This is a genomic window from Endozoicomonas sp. (assembly GCF_965196975.1).
Lineage (GTDB): Bacteria > Pseudomonadota > Gammaproteobacteria > Pseudomonadales > Endozoicomonadaceae > Endozoicomonas.
Genome location: NZ_OZ239981.1, coordinates 5,196,161 through 5,216,358, shown reverse-complemented (window position 1 = coordinate 5,216,358; position 20,198 = coordinate 5,196,161). Strand labels below are relative to the sequence as shown.

Here is a 20,198-nt window from a genome sequence, read left to right as displayed (position 1 = left end):
CCAGAGCATTTCTGAGCAGCACTGATCAAAGTCATGGGAAGTGCTCGTCACATCAATTTCAAGACGCTAATTCAGTATTAAACGATGATTGTTTATTTACAGATTCTGCTTTTACCTGCTCAGGTTCTTCCATTTCCTGAGGCTCAGGAGAATCCTGTTTGAATAATTGATTCAACAGCACGGCAACCAGTGCTCCAGTGGTGATTCCTGAAGAGAGGCTGACCTGGAAGAATGAAGGCAGGTTAGAGAGAATATCCGGGCGAGTGGTAACGGCCAGACCGGCAGTGATGCTCACGGCCACAATGACACTGTTACGTTCATTAAGATCCACTCTCGAGAGCATTTTGATGCCCGCGGCGATGATCATGCCGAACATAATAATACTGGCACCACCCAATACCGGTTGTGGCACCGTTACGATCAATGCTGCCAGCTTGGGAAAGAGGCCAGCAATCATCAGTAATACACCGGTCAGTGCAACAACAAAACGACTGGCAACACCGGTAATGGCAACAATTCCCACATTCTGACTGAACGATGAGAATGGTGTGGTTCCAAATACCGCAGCCAGAGCACTGCCGACACCATCACACAGGATACCGCGAGACAGTCGTTTGCCGGTCAGTTTGCAATGACTGACTTCACTCAATGCCAGGAAATCACCGGTAGATTCCATAATGGTCACCAGATAAACAATCCCCATACTGATGACACCGGTAATCGGGAAGGTTAAGTCCACAGGCAGCAGGCTGGGAATTCGAATGAATGCAGCCTCACTGATTGGTGCAAAATTCACATCCCCCATCAGTACACTGAGCAAATAACCCGCAGCCATACCAATAACAATGGCACCGGTTTTGAATAGACCGGATCCTTTGCGGTTCAGCGTGATAACCACCACGGCAACCAGCAGACCAATCATCAGGTGAGGGAGGGCGCCATATTCGGCACTGCCTGGCAGAGCACCCGCAAACCAGTCTGTCCCCACTGGTACCAGAGAAACGCCAATCATCAAAATTACGGTGCCGGAAACAATGGGTGGAAACAGTTTCCGAACCTGCACCATGAACTGGCTACCAATGATCATGACCAGAGACCCGCCCAGGGCAGACCCCAGAATGCCGGATAACCCATGCTCCTGGCCGATGGCAATAGCCACGGCAACAAAGGTAAAGCTGGTGCCCATAACGCAAGGCATACGAATGCCGACAGGCCCAAGCCCCAGGCACTGAACGATGGTAATGATTCCGGAAACCAGCAAAGCAGCACTGACAATGCTGACCATCGTGCTTTCTGGCAGCCCCAATACTCCGCCCACAACCAGAGGGACAGCAATGATGGCACCGAAAGCAGCCAGCATATGCTGAAGAGCAAGAACAAGTGATGTTCCCAGTGGAGGCCGATCTTCAATCTCGTAAAACGACTTCATTGCTGTTTCCCCGAAATCCAGGCAAGACGATCCCGTCAACGCACCGGACTGGCTTGTTGTTGGTATGAAATAAATGGGTATTAGCTATGTTCTCTATCGAGGATGGCCTACTGCGAAGGTACTGTTAGTTTTCTGGTACTTTCGCAGTAGAGCCTCTTTGGTAAGAACAAACGTCAGCGTTACAGTACTGATTCCTTCAATGCGTTAAGCATTTTTTCCGGTGTAATGTGCCAGTCTCTGACCCAGACTCCGGTGGCGTCATGGATAGCGGATGCAATCGCTGGCGCTGCTGCATTCACGCTGATTTCAGAGACAGACTTGGCACCATAAGGGCCTACCGGGTCATCGCTGGGTACCAGTATTGCCTGGAAGTCCTCTGGCAAATCACCAACCATTGGCGCGCCATAGTCGGCAAAGTTGGCATTCACGACACGCCCCTGGTCATCATACTGAATGGCTTCCTGCAGCGTATGGCCAATTGCTCTCATGCTGGCACCGTAGATCTGACCAAGAGCCAGTTCCGGGTTGATGGGTGTGCCGCAATCCAGCAGCGCATGGAACTTGCGCAGCGATACCTTACCGGTACGGGTATCCACCGCCACTTCGGCAAAGTTGGCACCGTATGGGAAGGCAAACTCACTGGTAATAAAGCTGCCCTGCCCCATCAGCTGACCACATCCGGTACCACTTTCGGCATAGTGAGCAATTTCTCCGAAACTGATGGAACCCTTCTTGTTATGGACAGAGCTACGAACCACACCAGGGTATTCTACAATCAGCTCTTCCACTGGTTCTTCCAGCAGATGGGCTGCCGTTTTCAGAACCTTGCCGCGCAAATCCTCTGCGGCCAGACGAGCAGCGTTACCGGAGAAGCAGGTACCACTGGAAGCATAAGCACCCTTATCAAACAGACAGTGGTCAGTATCACCGGAGATTACATGGATATCAGCCAGTTCAGTGCAGAGCACTTCAGCGGTCAGCTTGGCAACCACCGTATCCAGACCAGTACCGATATCAGCACCGCCAGAGTGCACAATCAACGTGCCATCAGACGCCAGTTTGACCCAGGCATTGGCCTGATCAATATCCGGAATACCGGACTTCTGTTGCATGGTGGCAATACCACGGCCAATCTTGATGTGTGGATTTCCCGGTTCTTCTTTCGGGGTTCCCCAGCCAAATCCGACGGCGCCCTGCTCAAGGATTGGACCCAGAGCACAACTGTAGGCAGTGGGCACTTTGGATGGCAGTTTGCCTTCACCAACCTTGCCCAGCAGATCCAGCTTCTGGCCTTCTCTTACCCGGTTCTTCTCGATCATCTCCAGATGATCAATACCCAGGGCATCGGCCATTTCAGCCACAATCATCTGTACAGCGAAGTTACCCTTTGGACCACCGTATCCCTGGTAAGCACCGGTAGGCACGATATTGGAATAGTAAGTGTCTACCTTGAAGCGAACGTTAGGGCATGGGTACAGTGGCAGAGAGATCGCCGGTGCATTACAGGGTACGGTCAGGGCATGGTTGCCATAAGGGCCGGTATTGAAGCGGAAGTTCACATCAAACGCGGTGATGGTACCGTCTTTCTTCGCCCCCATCTTGATATCAATTTCAGCCACATGTCGTGTAGAGGTCGCAATAAACTCCTCTTCACGGGTATGACGGAACAGAACAGGGCGACCGGTAGTGTGTGTGGCAAAGGCGCAGACTTCTTCGACCAGAATGTCCTGCTTGGAGCCAAAGCCGCCGCCCAGACGCTCCTTGATTACATGCACCTTATGCTGCTTCAGACCAAGAACAATGGCAATCTTGCGACGGACATGCCATGGCACCTGAGTAGCTGCACGGACAACAATCCGGTCACCCTCCATATAGGTGTAGCAGAGGTGCTGCTCAGGAGGCAGTTGTTGAGACTGGCGTGACTGATAAGTCCGTTCCAGAATCATATCCGCTTCGGCAAAACCCTGCTCAATATCACCGATTTCACCATGACCACGGGCAGCAATGTTCTTCTTGGGATCGCCACCAAAGGGGAAGTTGAAATGAATCTTGCCATCACGGAGATCAGAGGTTTTGTTCTGCTCATCCAGATCATCCGGTGCTCCAACGCTGTAGCTGATCACACCGTTATGCACGACAGGTGCATCTTCCGCCATGGCTTCCTTGATAGAGAGCACCGGCTTGAGCACTTCATACTCAACCTTAATGGTCTTCAGGGCAGCTTCTGCCTGCTCTTCCGTTTCGGCAACTACCGCAGCAACACGGTCACCGTAATGCCGGACCTTCTGGCCAAACATACGACGATCCAGAGGAGAAGGTTCGGGTGCAGTCTGGCCACCAGGTGTGTAATACACGTCTGGGCAGTTGCGATGGTCAAATACGGCAACAACACCAGGCATCGCTTCGGCTTCGCTGGTATCAATACGGGTAATGTAGGCATGGGCATGAGGACTGCGCAGCATCTTCAGGACACAGGCATCCGGTGCGACAAAATCCTCAACAAAGCAGGGTTCAGCCTTGATGGAACGGGCTGCGTCCACTTTGCCACCGGGCTTACCGACCTGACGATTCTCTCCGGCAAAGGAAGGCACACTGGTAGCAACGTAGTCAGGATCTGATAGACGCTGACGGGCAATGTCGACCGCATCAAATACCTGCTGGTAAGCACTCTCACGCAGGAAGATGGACGACATTACATCGGTAATTTCGGCTTTGGTGGGGTTCGGGCTGCGCTTGAACAGGTCAGTAATCAATAACGCCAGTGCAGGATCGTTGTAGCCGGACTGAATAACACCCGCATCGATCAATGCTGACTGTACCGGACTCAACTTGCCATATTCATTCAGAGATTCAGGCGTAACCACTTCCCGGCCATCGAGCTGGGCTGCAATCAACAGGGATGCGTTGACAGAACAGCCATCCAGCAAAATAGTATCGGAACCGGCAAAGCCGTAGCCATCATCACTGTTACGGACAGCTCGCATGCCCAGTCGCTTCAGCAGTACCTGAACATTTTCACCGGCTTCTGCCTGAATCGCTTTCTGCTTGCCATTGAGGGTAAAGACGATTTCCACGATCAGTTACTCCGTCCATTAAACTCTTCCACCAGCAGGCCAACCAGGACACTGCTGAGATGACGCTTGTACTCGGCACTGCCAAGGAAATCAGTTTCAGGGAAGACTGATTTTCCAACGGCCTCTTCAATGGCTTCACGACCCTGCAGCCCCTGATCAGCAAGCAGGGCTTCTACGTCATGAAGTCGAATGGCTTTTTCAGCAACACCGGCCAGCGCAATACCAAACTGCTGCTTGCCTTCTTTAATGTTCACCGCCAGGGATACGCTGACGATTGGCAGACCTGCACAGCTCTTAACCACTTTCTCACTGCGGCAATAGTCCACACTGGCAGGGATGATAACTTTGGTGATTAATCCGTAGGGTTTTTGCTGCCAAGCCTCAACGGTCATGCAGCCACCTTCTGCCACTTCAACTTCTGCATCCATGGCCAGCAGTGCAGGAACAACCTGGCAAGCTTTCAAATTGGCAGCAATTTCGCCACCGAGAGTAATCTGGTTACGCATATTACGGCTGAAGATCAGGGCTGCAGCTTCCCGCAGGCCTTCAGGCAGCTCAGGACTGTCGATGACCTGCTGAAGTGTGGTCAGCGCGCCAAGCTCCCATCCTTTATCGGTTTGCACAATACCCTGCAGACCAAGACGGGAAAGACTGATGGCAATGGTTTTATCCGTCTTCGTCGGCGCAGCATTCAAACGTGCACCACTGGCCATATACACGGCCTGATCACCATGCTGCTCTTTCATGGCCAGAGCCTCTTGAAGAGTCTCGGGCTGCAAAAATTCCCTGATCATATTGTTTGCCTTTTATATACCGGAAGTTATATCTACAGGATCATGGATCTCTTTTTTCCGCAGCATAATTCAGGCCAGAAGGTAGCGCTGGTATGAGGAGATAAGCAGTGAATAAGAAAAAAATGACTTATGGCAAATCTGTTCCGGAAAGTTTTCACAAACTCTTAAGACAGTGATAAATCCAGCATCCTATTGTTATGGTTGCCATCCGAATACCTGGAAATATCGCTACATGAACACTGTGATTATCAGAATGATGCATCATTCTGATAATCACGTGGATCTGAAACAAAATCCTGCGAACATTGTCAAAATACCAATCGTGCTTTCTAACTCCCGTTATGAGCAAGAAGATTTGAGACTTAAGACAAGGCGTCGTGAGGAGTCATAGCCTTAGCTATGGCGACGATCGGCAACGCAGGATTAAGGCTCAAATCTTCAGCGCAATAGGGAGTTAGAAGGTACGATTGGTATAACAGAGAAGGGAAAATCAATACATACTGAAGGAGAGAAGATAGGATGTTGTGAAACTCAAAGCGAACCTCTCAGCCAGAATTTCACAACAACCTCACGCATGCGATAACGAGATTAGCCGCCTGTCTTATATGCCAAAGATAATAAACTTAAGTGCGAACATAATGGCCAGAGCCCAGACACTGATGCTCACCTCCTTAACACGTCCGGCCAGCAACTTGATGACTGGGTAAGCGATAAAGCCCAGGGCAATACCATTAGCAATGGAGAAACTCAACGGCATCATGATGGTAGTGATCACAACAGGACCCGCTTCGGTCAGATCGGACCAGTCCATCGCACCCAGGCTTCCGGTCATCAGAACGGCTACATACAGCAGAGCACCGGCAGTTGCGTAACCGGGAACCATGCCAGCCAGCGGAGAAAGGAAAAGAGTCAACAGGAACAGAAGGCCAATGAATACTGCAGTCAGGCCAGTACGACCACCGACAGCAACACCGGAAGCACTTTCGACATAGGTGGTCACCGTAGGAGCACCAAATACCGCACCAACCCAGGAGGCAGTACCGTCAGTCACCATGGCCTTGCTCATGTTTTCCATCTTGCCATTTTCATCAGCAAGACCGGCTTTATCACCAACCGCAATCAGCGTGCCGGTGGTATCGAACAGGTTGACAAACATGAAGGCCACGATAACACCGATCATATCGGGGTTCAGAGAGCCCATAATGTCGAGCTTGGCAAAAATGGGTTCAATACTGGGAGGAAGGGAAACAATGCCGGTAAACTGAACCTGTCCGGTAAAGAGAGAGATCAGCGTTACCACGGCAATAGAGACCAGTACCGCTGATTTCATCTTGCGGTAGCTCAGGGCAAGAATGAGGAACAGGCTAAGGCTCGCCATGACCTGGGCAAAACCGGTGATATCACCAAGACCAACAATGGTGCCGGGGTTAGCCACCACAATACCGGCTGACTTGAGTCCAATCAGAGCAAGGAACAAACCGATACCAGCGGTAATACCAATTCGCAGCCCTTTGGGAATGCTGTCAACAATCCACTCCCGGACTTTGAAGATACTCAGCAGCATAAAGCCGATACCCCCCCAGAATACGGCACCCATCGCCTGTTCCCAGGAGTAGCCCATGCCCAGAACCACGGCATAAGCAAAGAACGCGTTCAATCCCATACCTGGAGCCAGGCCTACAGGCCAGTTAGCTTAAAGCCCCATGGCAATACAGCTGATGGCGGAGATCAGACAGGTAGCAACAAACAGTGCTCCCCGGTCCATGCCTGCAGCGGACAACATTTCCGGCACAACAAACACCACATAACACATGGTGATGAAGGTGGTGCATCCCGCCAGCGCTTCCATCTTCACGGTTGTCCCGTGCTGCTTCAACTTGAAAAGTCGCTCCAGCAAAGAGTTGTCGTGAGACCCTGCATTCTTCTCTATGGAAGACTGGTCAACATCGGTATTTAGCATGATTTCCCCCAAAGGCCGGTTGTGTGGGAGAAACCATCAAAGGCTCTCCCCCGGCTTATGACTGATTATTTTTCAGCTGAGACTGTCCATACCTTTCCACAAACGCCGTGCCGCTTTCCGTGCTTCGGCATAAATTTCGTTGACATCAAATGGATAGCAACCGTCTTCCAACACAACGGCGCCATCAACAATAACGGTTCTCACACCACTGCTGTTCATTCCGAATGCCAGATGGCCCGGCAGGTTTTCTGCCTGCAGCGGTGTTGGGCTGTTGTAATCGTAAATGACCAGATCCGCCTGATAACCCGCTTCCAGTCGACCAAAATGACCACCGAAGTTTCTTTCCAGCAAGCGGTTACCGTTATTGAGGAACTTAACGAAACTGTCAGGCCACAGTGGACCACCGGCGTCACGGTGCTTGAAGAAAGCAAACTTCAGTTCTTCAAACATATCGCTGCCAATACCGTCTGTACCCAGAGCAACGTTTTTATAAGACGTGAGTTTTTTCGTTATAGCCCACATGGTTATTCATGTTGGAGCGTGGGTTATGCACCAGGAAGGCATCTTTCTCATTGAGTAATTCAATATCAGAATCCGCCAGATAGATGCCGTGCCCTATCAGGGTCTTGTCGTTGATCAGGCCAAAACTGTCCAGACGCTGAATCAGCTCCTGCCCATAATGATGACGGCTCCAGGTCGCATCGTACTTGTCTTCTGCAACGTGGATATGCAGGCCTCGACCGGTTTCACGTACCGCATCGGACAACATGCCCAGTCCATCATTGGAAACCGTGAAAGGTGCATGGGCGCCAATATGAGCTTCTACCAGATAAGGTTCATCCCCCCTGACTTTGGCACTGCTTACCAGGTTGGCAAATTCAATGTTCTCCCGAACACCGGCTTCAAGCTCTTTAATACCGCCATTACGGTCAGTGGTTTCAAAACAGGTCATGCCCCGCAGGCCTGCTTTGAGGAAAGCCTTCCGCAGTGTATTCAGGGAGCCTTTGATATAGGAGGGAGAAGCATGGTGGTCAATAACAGAAGTACAACCGGCCTTGATGGCATCCAGTGAGCAGATCAGGCCACTATAATAAAGAATCTCCTCATCAATGGCCCGGTCCACTTTCCACCAGAGGTTCTTCAGCGTGCTGACAAAATCAGGACAGGGTTTAATGTCAGCCATTACGCCCCGGGAAAGGCCGGAGTAGAAATGGTTATGGCTGCAGACAATACCCGGCATCACTAAACGACCGGCTGCATCAATAGTTCTGGTCGCCTTGGCACGATCCACCTGAGAGCCGACTTCCACAATTTTGTTGCCATCCACCAGAATATCCACCCCTTCGGTGACTCTGGCAGGTTCAAACTGAACAGCAGTGGCATTTTTTATCAGTAACATACAACGTGTCCTTATTCAAAAAGAACGCATCCCGCCTCCCGCTGCCCGCAACCCGAAAAAGCAAAGTGCCTCATACTTTTTCGGGAGACGGGCTGCGGATAGCGGGCAGCGGTCTTATGGATAGACCTTACCCAGCAGATAAGCGTTATTCAGGTAGACATGACTGATGATCCTGCACAGATCATCCTGTCCTCGGGGGATCTCGCTCAACTCGCCCATCACATTAATGGACATCTTGTTGACCCGCTCTTTTCCATCAGAGCCTGCACTGCGCAGCCAGACCATATCGTCCTGAACCAGGAAGCCGCTGTTGGTGCTGTTTTCAAAGTCCTCCATCAGACTGAAGACTGTGAACTTCTCTTTATAAGGCTTGCTTTCCCAGTTACAGAACTGGGCACAGTTGCCACATTCGTTGCAGTAAGCATCCAGGTGCAGAATCTGGTACTTCTCTTTGAAGCCCGGAATTTCAACAGCCACATTTGCACGGTTCGGACAGACATCCACACACTTGTTACAGATGTGGTTGCACTCAAGGCAGCGCTCACCTTCCTGGCGGGCAAAGGCTTCCACATCATCCGCTGGCACAGAGCTCATGGGAATCAGGCCGCGGCGGGCACGAATCACTTTCTCATCAGCCACAGGCACTTCAGTGCTCTTGTATTCAAAAGAGTGATGAACCAGAGCCTGATTACGAGCAATGGCGGTATCTGTCGCTCTTCTGGCTTCATCAATACAGCGAACCACAGTGGATGGACCGGTATGCGCGTCACCGATCAGGAAGACATTGCTGACGCCAGTCTCTTTGGTCTGACGATCAACAGCAGCCCAGCCATCGGTACCCAGTGGGATACCCATCTTGTTCAGCAGCTCAGAGTCCGCCTGCTCACCAATTGCGGTAATAATGGTATCAACTGCCAGTGTGCAGGTTTCTTCGGTGGCCACAGGACGGCGGCGACCACCGGCATCCGGCTCACCCAGCTTCATGATGCGGCAGGTGAGCATACCCTCTTCCGTCATGCTTTCAGGGTTGGTCAGGAACTGGAAGCGGGCACCGTCTTTAACGGCATTGCCATACTCTTCGCGGTCAGCTGGCATTTCCTCTTCAGTACGGCGGTAGAACACACGAACTTCTTCGACTCCAGGTACTTTCAGGGCAGCGCGCGCACTGTCCATGGCGGTATTACCACCACCAACCACCACCACTCGCTTGCCAAGCTTGATGGTTTCTGGTGCTTCATTGAACTGGCGAAGGAACTGCAGGGATGGCAATAAACGACTACGATCGCCTTCCAGTGGCATCCGGTTACCCTTCTCGGCTCCGATACCCAGGAAGACATAATCAAAGCCGCTGTGTTTCAGATCCAGTACATCCAGCTTTGGATCGCAGCCGAACTCGAACTGCACACCATGGGCTCTGACAAAATCGATGTCCTGCTGAATCACTTCGGCAGGGATACGGAAATTGGGCAGGACATTACGAATAATACCGCCGGCATCTCTTTCTTTTTCAAACACCACCACCGGGAAACCGGCACGAGCCATGAAATAAGCGGCAGACAGACCCGCGGGGCCAGCACCGATAACGGCACAGCGAGCGGTCTGCTCCTGAGCAGGTTTCTGCCAGGCGGCCTTGTAATCATCCCAGCCTTTTTCCATGGCAATCCGCTTCATATCACGGATACGAACAGCACCTTCGTAATCTTTACGGGAACAGCTGAACATGCACTGATGGTCACAGATATGACCGGTAATACCTGGCAGAGGGTTCTTGTCATAAATCAGACTGAGGGCCTGCTGGTATTCACCGTTAGCGACCAGCTGAATGTACTCAGGCGCATCCTGACCAATGGGGCATGCCTGCTTACAGGGAGCAATGGTGCAATCGGTCAGTGGTGAGGTGGCCTTCTGGCGCACAGGGGTTTCGTGCCAGTTCTTTTCAGTGTACTCATCAGCGGTTAACGCTTTGGCGGCCAGTGTTTCCAGGGCAGCAACATCAACAGTTTCACGAGCCCAGCTGTCGCACTCTTCCAGCGCCAGAGCGCAGTCACGCAGACGCATATAGCCACCGGGCTTCAGCATCTCGGTTGCCATGGTGATTGGACGGATACCGGTATTAAAGATATCAGTAACATTACCTTTCCAGGCACCGCCGGAGTAAGACATAGGCATCTGGCCATCAAATTCACGGGCGATAACGGCCGCAAGATTGATGGTCAATGGGTAGAGTGAGCGGCCAGACATGTACATCTCATCGCCAGGCAGACGTCCGCGATTATTCACACAACCCAGAGTATTCGAGAGTTTGACCCCAAAGCTCAGCCCCAGGTCAGCACCGGTTTTGCGCAGCCGGTGCAGCATGGGGATTGCATCTTCCATCTGCAGGTCATGGCTGAAAGACTCTTCTTTCAAACCAATGTATCCAAAGCCTCTGTCGTCCAGAACCTTACGTACATAGGCGAAACCCAGCAGGGTCGGGTTCAGTTTTACATAAGTATCAATGTGCTTTTCTGTCATCATGTAGTGACAGATCGCTTCGATCTCGTGGGGAGGGCAACCGTGCATGGTTGAGAGGGTAACGGAGCGGGCAATCTTGCCGGAGATTCGATCAACGGTTGCCAGCAGTGAATCCACCCGGTTTTTGCACTGGAAGGTTTCCTGAACGGCTTCGCTCTTCAGCCATTCCCGGGCAACGGCCTGATACTGGGCAAACTTCTCATGACCGCTGCTGTCCATCATATTATCAATGAAGGTCTGCATGGGCACGGTCTTGATGCCCTTGAGGTCGTAACCGACACTCATATTAAAGATAAAGCTCTTTTCACGACCAGATCCCATTGCAGGATCAAACATCTCTTCCAGCACATGGAGAACCACCCAGGCTTTCAGGTATTCATCGTACGCTTTTGGCAGGGTAAATTCGGTAGACCATTCGGTGTTGTAACACTCATCTTCCGGATCGATACAGGGCTTTTCGATCTCCAGAGTGTCCATGATCTGAACGGTTTTCAATTCGATAAAGCGACCACCGACTGCCCAGGAGGCAATGATGTTCTGTGCCAGTTGAGTGTGTGGGCCAGCGGCAGGACCTACAGCAGTGGATGCCGTTTCTGAACAGACCTTGATGCTCTGGTCTTTCTTTTTGCGAAAGAGCAGGTCTGCCCGGATACCAAAGAGGGATTGGCTGCTTTTGTACTCTCCATGGATTCGGTCCAGCATTTCCCTCAAAGGGACAGGACGCATGATATCACCCATTGTCGAAACTCCTCATCCTCAAGATTCTCAAGCTTTCTTGGAAAGTCAGCGGCTGCCACCCTTAATGTGCAAATCCTCAAAGGGCTTCGTTTTTCCGCTTTTATCTGCCTTTCATTGCAGGCAGACGCTCTTGTATAGATGCAGAGAAAAACGCAGGATTCAGGCCAGATTTGACAGATGACCGTACCAGGAGAGTGAATACCCATTGATAAAATGACCTGAAGCAAATTTATGATCAAAAATGTTCACAAATTTTATTTCTGGTATTTTTGTCCTACCCAGAAAGTCACAATCGATAAATGACCTGAATCAATGTCTGATATTTTCACATTGGATTCGATTTAAGGCTGTCGTTTACTAAATGAGAGTAATTATTATCTGGTTGATCATGGATTAGCCTCTACTTCAATAATGAGAAGGGATTTATCATTTTGATGGATCAAGCTGAGAAAGCAAAGCAGTAAGTTAAACTCATATAAAAAATCATACGTTAGTAGTTAGGTGTCTTATAGTCATCGCCTTATAACTCGGCAAAAAAGATTCGTTATTATATTAGAGATAAAACGCTTTCCTTACACTGGACATATAATCCTTTACCTAAATAACAAAAATGTATTTCAACTCTTATTAAGATCAGTACTACTTTATATGTTTAATTGTAATCACCCTATAATTTATAACTATTACTTCTCTGGAGAAAAAGATGACCTGAGAACACGTCAATCCAGTAAAGCACCAATTCTTATTCAAAAGCTAGGAGTCAATTATGTTTATCGATACACCATTCCAAACCAGTGAAATTTTAAACACCACATCACTTGTAACTTGTTTATATCGCCACAAAAAACCAAATCATACCGCCCAATCAGAACACATAAAGTCAAAAACATTAAATATCAACCAACACCATTGTTTACAAAAAATCCATCTAAAAAATTTTTCCATCTTTAATTAATAAAGATACACCCGGTTAAGAAAAATTATTTTCCCAACACATCACTTACTTGATCGTTGTGCCTGTCCACAATGGTTTCATCTGACGTGTTAAATATCGATAGAAATCTTCAAAAAAACAAATAAAGAGTGAGAAATTCTGATGTCGAATGTAAGCACAAGCTATGCGACACCACCATCGGCGCAAGGTGGATTTTCTATGGAATCCATGGAAATGGAAAACATTCATACCCCCGAGGATGTAAGATTAGAAATAGGTGAAGAAAGTAAAGCTCAAGATACAAATGAAAGAACTCCACTAAATCCTGAGCTAAAAACACATGAACATAACCTGCCACATCAAAGAGCAACGAATGAAAAGCACAAAGGATCACTACCAGGAATTAATCTATTAGAAACAAGCTCAACTGCCTCAAAGGTAGATCTAATAAAAAAGTTAAGAGATGAGGGGGATACTATCAGAATTAATCTACCTGCTCCTGATGGCCAAAGTGAGAATATCGAATACCCTTTAACAATAACCCTTGAATTAAGCCAGCCAGATCCAGGTTGCAGGCTATTGAAGAAAGGAGAGCATATTGTTGTCACAGTCAAAACCGCGTCAGGCAAAGAGACTAAAACTGAGGCAATAGGAGGTTACTGGATTCAAAGCGGTCCAAAAGTACACTGTGTTCTTGATCATAGAGAGCAGCGCCTTATGGACTACCAGTTGACGGTACCTGAAACAGACATGGATCCTATGTGTTCAAAAGATTGCAGTGGTGAGAAAGCACCTTATCAAGCCGAAGGCTCCACACTTCAAGTTAAAGATTTTGTTGTTCCAAATGTTACACACCTTGAAAAGGCAGCTCATACTGATGGCTATTATCAAACACATAATGCCGTGCTGCCTGATGGTTTCTCCATACCGACCGCTTTAATTGAACATGATTTTGAACAATGGAACAGTACTCCTCATGCAGTTGGCAGATTGTTCAGGAGTATTGCGGGCATCATTAGCCATGCTTCTAAGAACCCTGGATTTGATACAAGAACTATCTGTCATATTCTCGCTGCTGTCGGGATTGGAACTGGGGGTTTTTTGGGAGGTGATGAGCTATCAGCATTGATCCAGACAGCAGCCGGCTTCCCTGCCAAAAGCTTTTTAGGCGGAGACATTACTGACCCTACAATGAAGAAATCACTAACCCTTGGTTTCTTTCTTAGCCTTTTAACCTATTTCGGTTTTGAAACAACAAAAGATGCTATGGGTGTTAGCACCCAATTTGTGAGCGATCCCGCCGAGAAACGAAAAATCGCTACCAAAATGGCTCTTTTGGAAGTTTTTGGAGGGCAAGTCATAACAGGGCTGGTCATAGCTGCTTCAACATTAACAGGGCAAAAATTGGCAAATGGCAGCGTGCCTGGTGGTGAAATAGCCAAAACATTAATAAATATGCTTGTTCCTCAAACACTGGGAAATGGAATTGCAACATTAGTACAATCATATCTCATCTCCGAGAAAAACTGGCCAGCTTATAAAGCCTGGTTTCCATTTTTGGGGCTCAGAATTTTATGTTATCGGGGGCTTGCACTCGGCACTCAGGCATTAACAGCTCATTTCTTCGAGGAAGGTGGTATTACCAAAGACAAAATTTACAGCATATTAATTGCAAATGCAGTTAATGAAGCTGTAATGGGTGCTATGAATGGTTTGTCTTACCTTGCTGGCTATTTTAAATCGACAGATGGTTCTGAAGAAGACCTAATGGCCTACGAACAAGATATGAAAAAAATGCTTGCAGAACAGCTGAAACTTGCAGGCATCGATGAAGATACGTTGATTCAATCTCTTGAAGCTGCTGGAACATCCATAGATGAGATGACCAAATTACTTGAAGGTTCTGGCTTATCAATGGAAGAGTTACACAGGCAGGCAAAATTAGTGGGAGAGAGTAACACCCAGGACCAAATGAAAAATATTCAAGAGTTGGTCACTCAACTTACCAGACAACTTGAATTCAATACAGAGACAGGAGAGCAGCTTGCCACGGAGTTGGGTGCTATGCGAACGTCCTTGGCAAAACTTACCGAAGAGCTTGAATTCAGCGCTCTGCCAAAAGGAAAAATCGCTGAACAGCTTACATCAATGAGTAGATTTCTAGAAATGGCAAAGGTTCGTTTTGTAACTACAAGGCCAGAAGGGCAAGTGGTTACTAAAGCAATAGCTGATAGCCAGGAAAAGCTGGAAGATATGCAGGCAACATTAGAAGGTTCTGGGGCAATGGCTTCAGGTGCCTCAGAATCTCTTATGGCATTACAAGCAGAACTTGATAAGGAATTAGCAACAATAGCGTCAGGTATTACAGAGTTAGGTAGTTTAGAGCATGAATTGTTAAAGAAAAAAGATGAATCAGCTCCCAGTGCTCAATCCATGGATGGAACCTCTACTCAAGTGGGTGAGCAGCTTGAATCTACTGAGAAAGTGCTTACGCAACTCGTACAACTATTTGGCTCAGCAGATATCTCGGATCAGAAACTTGAAGAATATGCAGCCACTATCGGCTTGAAAGTGAATGGATTACATAGGTTCCGACTGAATGTAAGCCGAACGATTGATAAGGTTGATACTCTTCCCAAAACGGCATGGAGCAAAGTTTCTAACTATTTCATGAATAGAAATCCAGACAGTATTGCTACCAGAGTTGTTACCAGTCCATTTGTCAGCGCCCTTGTAGGTGAGTCTGACTATTCATATGAGCAAACTCAAAAAAATCTAGAGTCTTTGCGAAAAGCCCGCGAACAACAACAGGCTGAGGATGCTGCAAAAGCCTCAGAGACGCCCCTGCCTGCTGAACTTCAAGTACCAATGAAAGCAAAAACACCCTTATCAGAAGCACGAGGAGAGCCTGCTGTTTTACAGGAAACAAGAAAAGCCTTGCATGAGCGTGTTGTGAGCGCTCCACCCAGCAGAACGTGGACAGATACATTCAGGTCATTAGGTCGAAATCTAATTCAAGTTTAGTTACCTAAAATATTGATGCTTACATTTATAAATTTTGAGGCTGAGTAACGCTATGCAAAGTGATGACAGTTGTAAAAAATATTTTTCATTCTTTAGCCCTGACAACAACTTTTCTGATAAGGATCTTGATTTGCAGGGCACAGATAGCCCAACAGAAAAAAAACTAAAAACCTACCTCAAAGAGAAGCAGGAAACTTATAAGGGCAAAAAAATTGAAGACATGAATAATGAAACAATGGAGTCTGAAATTAGTGAACTGAGCAACCTATTAGGAGAGCTTGGAGCTTCTGACGAAAAGAATAAAACTGATATTATGGAAGCATTATCTTATGCACTTACTGAAATGACTGATTTTATGCTTCATGAGCCTGATCAACACTTCTCCTTAAGCGAGCAAGATAGGGAGCAGCTGCATAAGTCAATGATTAGCACAATGAAAAATATGGGGGTATCAGAAGAGCAATCTGTCTTATGTGAATCAGTATTCCCTGAGGTGGTAAGTCAGCTAGAGCTCTTGATGGCAAAATTAAAAACTCCTCGAGTTTGAGAACTAGCTGAATAACTCATTTACTTCATGTTCGAGATCATATTTCTTAATCTTACGATAAAGTGTGGCAATGCCTATTCCCAGTTCATCTGCCACACGCTGCTTTCCTTCGCTCTTGCCAAAAGAACGAAGTGCCCTGCTTACCAGGAGTTTTTCCATTCTTTCCAGATTAAAGGCTTCCTGGTTCTTTGAAAATGTTTGGGTATCAACATCGATATGGCTTTCCAAATCATCTATTGGTAATGGGGCCATATCATTATTACAAATATTTGCAGGCAGTAAATCGACAGTGACCGACTCTCCAGGTTCAGCCATATTCACCAGATATTCAATAGTATTCGCCAGCTCCCGAACATTACCAGGCCAGGACCACATAGTCAGCACATCCATTGCCTCCATGGTTATTCCAGGTTTTGTTACCCCAAGAGCCAGTGCATGCTTTTTTAGAAAGAAGTCAACGAGCAAAGCAACATCACCAACCCGATCACGCAGCGGTGGCAATTCCAGAGGAATCACATTCAGGCGGTAAAACAGATCTTCCCGGAATTTTTTTGCACTGACCAGACTTTCAAAATTCTGATGGGTGGCTGAAATAACCCGGATATCCACAGGAATGACATTGGAGGCACCTACCGGAATGATCTCCCTGCGATCCAAGACTCGAAGCAACTTTGCCTGCAGATGCAGAGGCATATCGCCAATTTCATCCAGAAAGAGCGTACCGCCATCGGCCTTTTTCACCAGGCCTTCCCGCCCCTGGTTAGATGCTCCGGTAAATGCCCCTCTGGCATAGCCGAACAGTTCACTTTCCAGAAGCTGTTCAGGGATAGCTGCACAGTTAATGGCAACAAATGGCTGGTCTGCAGAGTTGCCAGACTCATGAATCATCCGCGCCACGACTTCCTTACCCGAACCGCTTTCCCCACGGATCAGCACACTGGAAGGGCTGGATGCAATTCGTGCAATCTGTTGACGTAGCTTATTAACGGCGGGAGAGCTCCCAACCATTTCTGTTCGATTACCAGGAAGAGGTTTTACACCTTGCACAGAAAACTGTGCCCGGAGCACAAGGAAACGGCGCTCATCCAGTATCAGCATGCGACCGGGCAGTATCTTTTCCTGCTCGCCCACCTGAATAATAAACTCCTCCTGTTGATGGTTACCTTCCCTGGTTCTCCCAAAAGGCCTTACCTGAACACCATTGATCCGGCTATTGGACTCCACACCCAGTAACTTTCTGGCAGCTGCGTTCATATGCTGGCATACTCCCTTACTATCCAGCTCCAGCAACCCTTCAACCAAATCTTCCCCGACTTCCTTGAGCATCAATTCACTGCGGCGAACCTTATCGTGGTAGATACTCTCCATGGTTTTGGCAATAAACAGCTGTGCCGTGTTTTCAATGGACTCAATATAGAAGTCGATGTTACCCAGCAGTTTTTCCCGCTGCTCTTCGCTGAAACAGACAAGACTGATCACGCCAATACAGTCACCGTGAAAGATAACCGGGACACCAAGAAACGCTTTTTCCCTGCAACCCACACGCCGACTGCACATCAAACATTCCGGATCCTGACCAGAACGCTCAATCACTTTATGACGACGGGTGCTGATGACAGACTTGAAGGCATTGGTCCCCGTCGTCAGCGGACGACCAAGATTGCTGGAATAGGGTCCCGTACCGGCAATCCGTACCAGGTTGTCATCCACCACTTCCACATCCAGATTCAACATTCTGGACAGAACCTGTACAAAACGGAGCACCGTAGACTGGATGGACATCAAGCGGGATGTGGACTGCATCTTTTAGGGTCTTCTTGTGTGATTACCCCTTTATTGTCCATTTCAGAAGAGCTCAGTACCTTGAGCCAGAGCAGTATTTTTTACAGTAGACTTGACCCATCTCTCATTTTTTGGAGTAAATAGTACAGCCTCATACCTGATAGCAAATGACTTACTTCTATAAGCCTCAATTACTTCAGAGCCATACTGTTTCAACAGTTTTTTATGGAATGCTTCTGAACCTGTTAACCATACACCTGCAAAGGATCTTCTCAGACCGATAAACAAGATTGGACCGCGGCACGCCCAAGCATCCAATATTTCTACATCATTAGGATTACTGATAACTCCACCTTGTATCTCCCGATCACCTGGCGGCCAGGAAATAACCAAAAATTCAGCTTGTCTATTTTTTCTTATGGCAGAAACAGCATCCATTTCCAGTACATCAACGCCAATGCAATGAGTGGCCTCTGAGACAATATGTTGATGGGTTTTAAAGATATCCGTCGCTTTCACTTTTAGTTCATAATTTTCATTAAGAAAATGAGAAAGTGCTCCCTGACCTGCCATTATCTCAAGCCCTTCACCTGAAAACTCTCGTGAGAATTTAGCCCTTAGCTTATCAACAGCAATTCCCATCCAAGCTTTTGAAGGTACAAAATACAGGCCGAAATCATCCTCTAACTTTGAATTTTCCCCCTCAAGATACCTTAGCAGACCAAATATGTAGATATTTCCTACATTAAGAGCCTTAATTCTCTGCCACTTATCTTCAGAAAGCTGGTATGTATAGTCAGACGGTAAATTACCCGCCCTTAGTTGCTGATAGTAATCAGCATTGTTATCAGCAACCCCTTTAACACTCATGATATCCTGATAAGTAGCTGCACTTATTGCGTTAAGCCCTCGTCGAGCCTCTTCGTACTCATCAACATTGCAATCCCCATACATTTCATTGATGTAGCATTCTTGTAAACTTTCAGCCTCTTCACTGAGTTCATTTGCTGTTATTTGCCAACTGAATAAAGGCTTGTGTTCTAGAGCCTCAGTATTAGATGGATCACCTTCCAAGCTATTTGACAGTTGAGTAGCTAATTCATCCGAGGACAACTCTCTGACTGGCTTATTCCTTACTAACGGCGGCCCTGAATCAGATGTAAAGTAACTCCATATGCGAGAGAAGACACTCCCAACAGACATACCCCTATAACTCCTCAATATTAATGTTTCGAATAAAAGTAAAACCTCAATCGCTGACATTAATATCGAAGATCAGTTCAATTGTTTTCACAGATATTCAATTCGATTAACTGCCTGTTATTGACTCAAGTCACGGACAGCCAGTGCGCATCATTGTCATGCTAATTGCAGCTGCTGGTAGCGTTCTGGCGTATCAATATCCTGGTGAATGGCTTCGGTGCCAACCGAGATAAAACGATGGGGGCCAGCCATTAACAGGGATCTCATCCGGGAGTGAGAAGGAGCATTCAGGACTGCCTCAAATACACTGTGATGCAAAAGGGCTGGGTGTCCCGGCTGCTCATCAACGGTACTTACTACTGGAAAGAGGGTATCAAAGTCCCGTTGCCGCCAGAGTTCAGAGAATACGGTGGGAGGAATCAATGGCATATCACCATGGGTGATAAACAGATAGTCCGTTTCACAGTGACTGATTCCCGTTTGAATTGAGCTGAAAAGTCCCAGGGAATACGACGGATTGTGAACCAGCTTGATTCGGGGGTGATTCTCATATCGTGAGTGAATTTCTTCACCTCGGTAGCCCGTTACCAGAATAACCCGCTGACAGAAACAGAGCGCATTGGCAATGCTGCAGTCAAGAATGGTTTCACTGCCATCCAGCTCTTTATTTGACTCTCTGTTCGGTTCCCTGCTGGAGAAGGGCAACATCATTTTCCAGCGACCCATTCGTGATGAGAGCCCTGCTGCGGTGATCAGACAATCCACAGGTTTGGTTAAATCCGCTGACATAGTGAAGCTCT

At 47.8% G+C, this 20,198-nt stretch carries 11 protein-coding genes and 1 pseudogene; 2 read left to right on the top strand and 10 right to left on the bottom strand.

The features are described from left to right. Positions 1-58: 58 nt before the first annotated feature. From ACOCLE_RS23200 to ygfK, 7 genes and pseudogenes are all read right to left on the bottom strand, one after another. Entirely contained in the window at positions 59-1,429 is a 1,371-nt protein-coding gene (locus tag ACOCLE_RS23200) for a nucleobase:cation symporter-2 family protein (protein WP_419534443.1), read from the bottom strand. A gap of 179 nt (positions 1,430-1,608) precedes the next feature. After that, positions 1,609-4,503, bottom strand: coding sequence for a molybdopterin-dependent oxidoreductase Mo/Fe-S-binding subunit (locus tag ACOCLE_RS23195; protein ID WP_419534442.1), 2,895 nt, complete (start codon positions 4,501-4,503; stop codon positions 1,609-1,611). A 2-nt stretch (positions 4,504-4,505) separates the two neighbouring features. Beyond that, entirely contained in the window at positions 4,506-5,249 is a 744-nt protein-coding gene (locus tag ACOCLE_RS23190) for an FAD binding domain-containing protein (RefSeq protein WP_419534441.1), read from the bottom strand. Between the two features lie 649 nt (positions 5,250-5,898). After that, positions 5,899-7,146 (bottom strand): annotated as a pseudogene (locus tag ACOCLE_RS23185) (NCS2 family permease). Between the two features lie 183 nt (positions 7,147-7,329). Beyond that, positions 7,330-7,779 carry an amidohydrolase family protein gene (locus tag ACOCLE_RS23180; protein ID WP_419534440.1) on the bottom strand — a complete coding sequence of 150 codons (450 nt, stop codon included), beginning with the start codon at positions 7,777-7,779 and terminating at the stop codon, positions 7,330-7,332. Beyond that, complete coding sequence (gene ssnA / locus ACOCLE_RS23175) at positions 7,745-8,656, bottom strand: putative selenium metabolism protein SsnA (protein WP_419534439.1); 912 nt, start codon at positions 8,654-8,656, stop codon at positions 7,745-7,747. The genes ACOCLE_RS23180 and ssnA overlap by 35 nt, the downstream gene beginning before the upstream one ends. Before the next feature lie 114 nt (positions 8,657-8,770). Continuing rightward, complete coding sequence (gene ygfK / locus ACOCLE_RS23170) at positions 8,771-11,908, bottom strand: putative selenate reductase subunit YgfK (protein ID WP_419534438.1); 3,138 nt, start codon at positions 11,906-11,908, stop codon at positions 8,771-8,773. A 1,096-nt stretch (positions 11,909-13,004) separates the two neighbouring features. Between ygfK and ACOCLE_RS23165 the strand changes: the two genes are divergently transcribed. Together ACOCLE_RS23165 and ACOCLE_RS23160 are read left to right on the top strand one after the other, a co-directional pair. After that, entirely contained in the window at positions 13,005-15,866 is a 2,862-nt protein-coding gene (locus ACOCLE_RS23165) for a hypothetical protein (protein WP_419534437.1), read from the top strand. Positions 15,867-15,918: 52 nt separating this feature from the next. Then, entirely contained in the window at positions 15,919-16,413 is a 495-nt protein-coding gene (locus tag ACOCLE_RS23160; RefSeq protein ID WP_419534436.1) for a hypothetical protein, read from the top strand. Positions 16,414-16,416: 3 nt separating this feature from the next. Here the strand turns inward: ACOCLE_RS23160 and ACOCLE_RS23155 are convergent, their stop codons facing one another. From ACOCLE_RS23155 to ACOCLE_RS23145, 3 genes are all read right to left on the bottom strand, one after another. After that, complete coding sequence (locus ACOCLE_RS23155) at positions 16,417-18,216, bottom strand: sigma 54-interacting transcriptional regulator (protein ID WP_419534435.1); 1,800 nt, start codon at positions 18,214-18,216, stop codon at positions 16,417-16,419. Positions 18,217-18,258: 42 nt separating this feature from the next. Further along, complete coding sequence (locus tag ACOCLE_RS23150) at positions 18,259-19,269, bottom strand: hypothetical protein (RefSeq protein ID WP_419534434.1); 1,011 nt, start codon at positions 19,267-19,269, stop codon at positions 18,259-18,261. 285 nt (positions 19,270-19,554) lie between these two features. Further along, positions 19,555-20,187, bottom strand: a complete 633-nt coding sequence (locus tag ACOCLE_RS23145) for an NTP transferase domain-containing protein (protein ID WP_419534433.1) — start codon at positions 20,185-20,187, stop codon at positions 19,555-19,557. Positions 20,188-20,198 lie beyond the last annotated feature (11 nt).

Bases quoted from the DNA above. Each gene is read 5' to 3' on its own strand.
- ACOCLE_RS23200 (WP_419534443.1), bottom strand. From the start codon at position 1,429: ATGAAGTCGTTTTACGAGATTGAAGATCGGCCTCCACTGGGAACATCA.
- ACOCLE_RS23190 (WP_419534441.1), bottom strand. From the start codon at position 5,249: ATGAAAGAGCAGCATGGTGATCAGGCCGTGTATATGGCCAGTGGTGCA.
- ACOCLE_RS23180 (WP_419534440.1), bottom strand. From the start codon at position 7,779: ATGTGGGCTATAACGAAAAAACTCACGTCTTATAAAAACGTTGCTCTG.
- ssnA (WP_419534439.1), bottom strand. From the start codon at position 8,656: ATGTTACTGATAAAAAATGCCACTGCTGTTCAGTTTGAACCTGCCAGA.
- ygfK (WP_419534438.1), bottom strand. From the start codon at position 11,908: ATGGGTGATATCATGCGTCCTGTCCCTTTGAGGGAAATGCTGGACCGA.
- ACOCLE_RS23165 (WP_419534437.1), top strand. From the start codon at position 13,005: ATGTCGAATGTAAGCACAAGCTATGCGACACCACCATCGGCGCAAGGT.
- ACOCLE_RS23160 (WP_419534436.1), top strand. From the start codon at position 15,919: ATGCAAAGTGATGACAGTTGTAAAAAATATTTTTCATTCTTTAGCCCT.
- ACOCLE_RS23155 (WP_419534435.1), bottom strand. From the start codon at position 18,216: ATGCAGTCCACATCCCGCTTGATGTCCATCCAGTCTACGGTGCTCCGT.
- ACOCLE_RS23145 (WP_419534433.1), bottom strand. From the start codon at position 20,187: ATGTCAGCGGATTTAACCAAACCTGTGGATTGTCTGATCACCGCAGCA.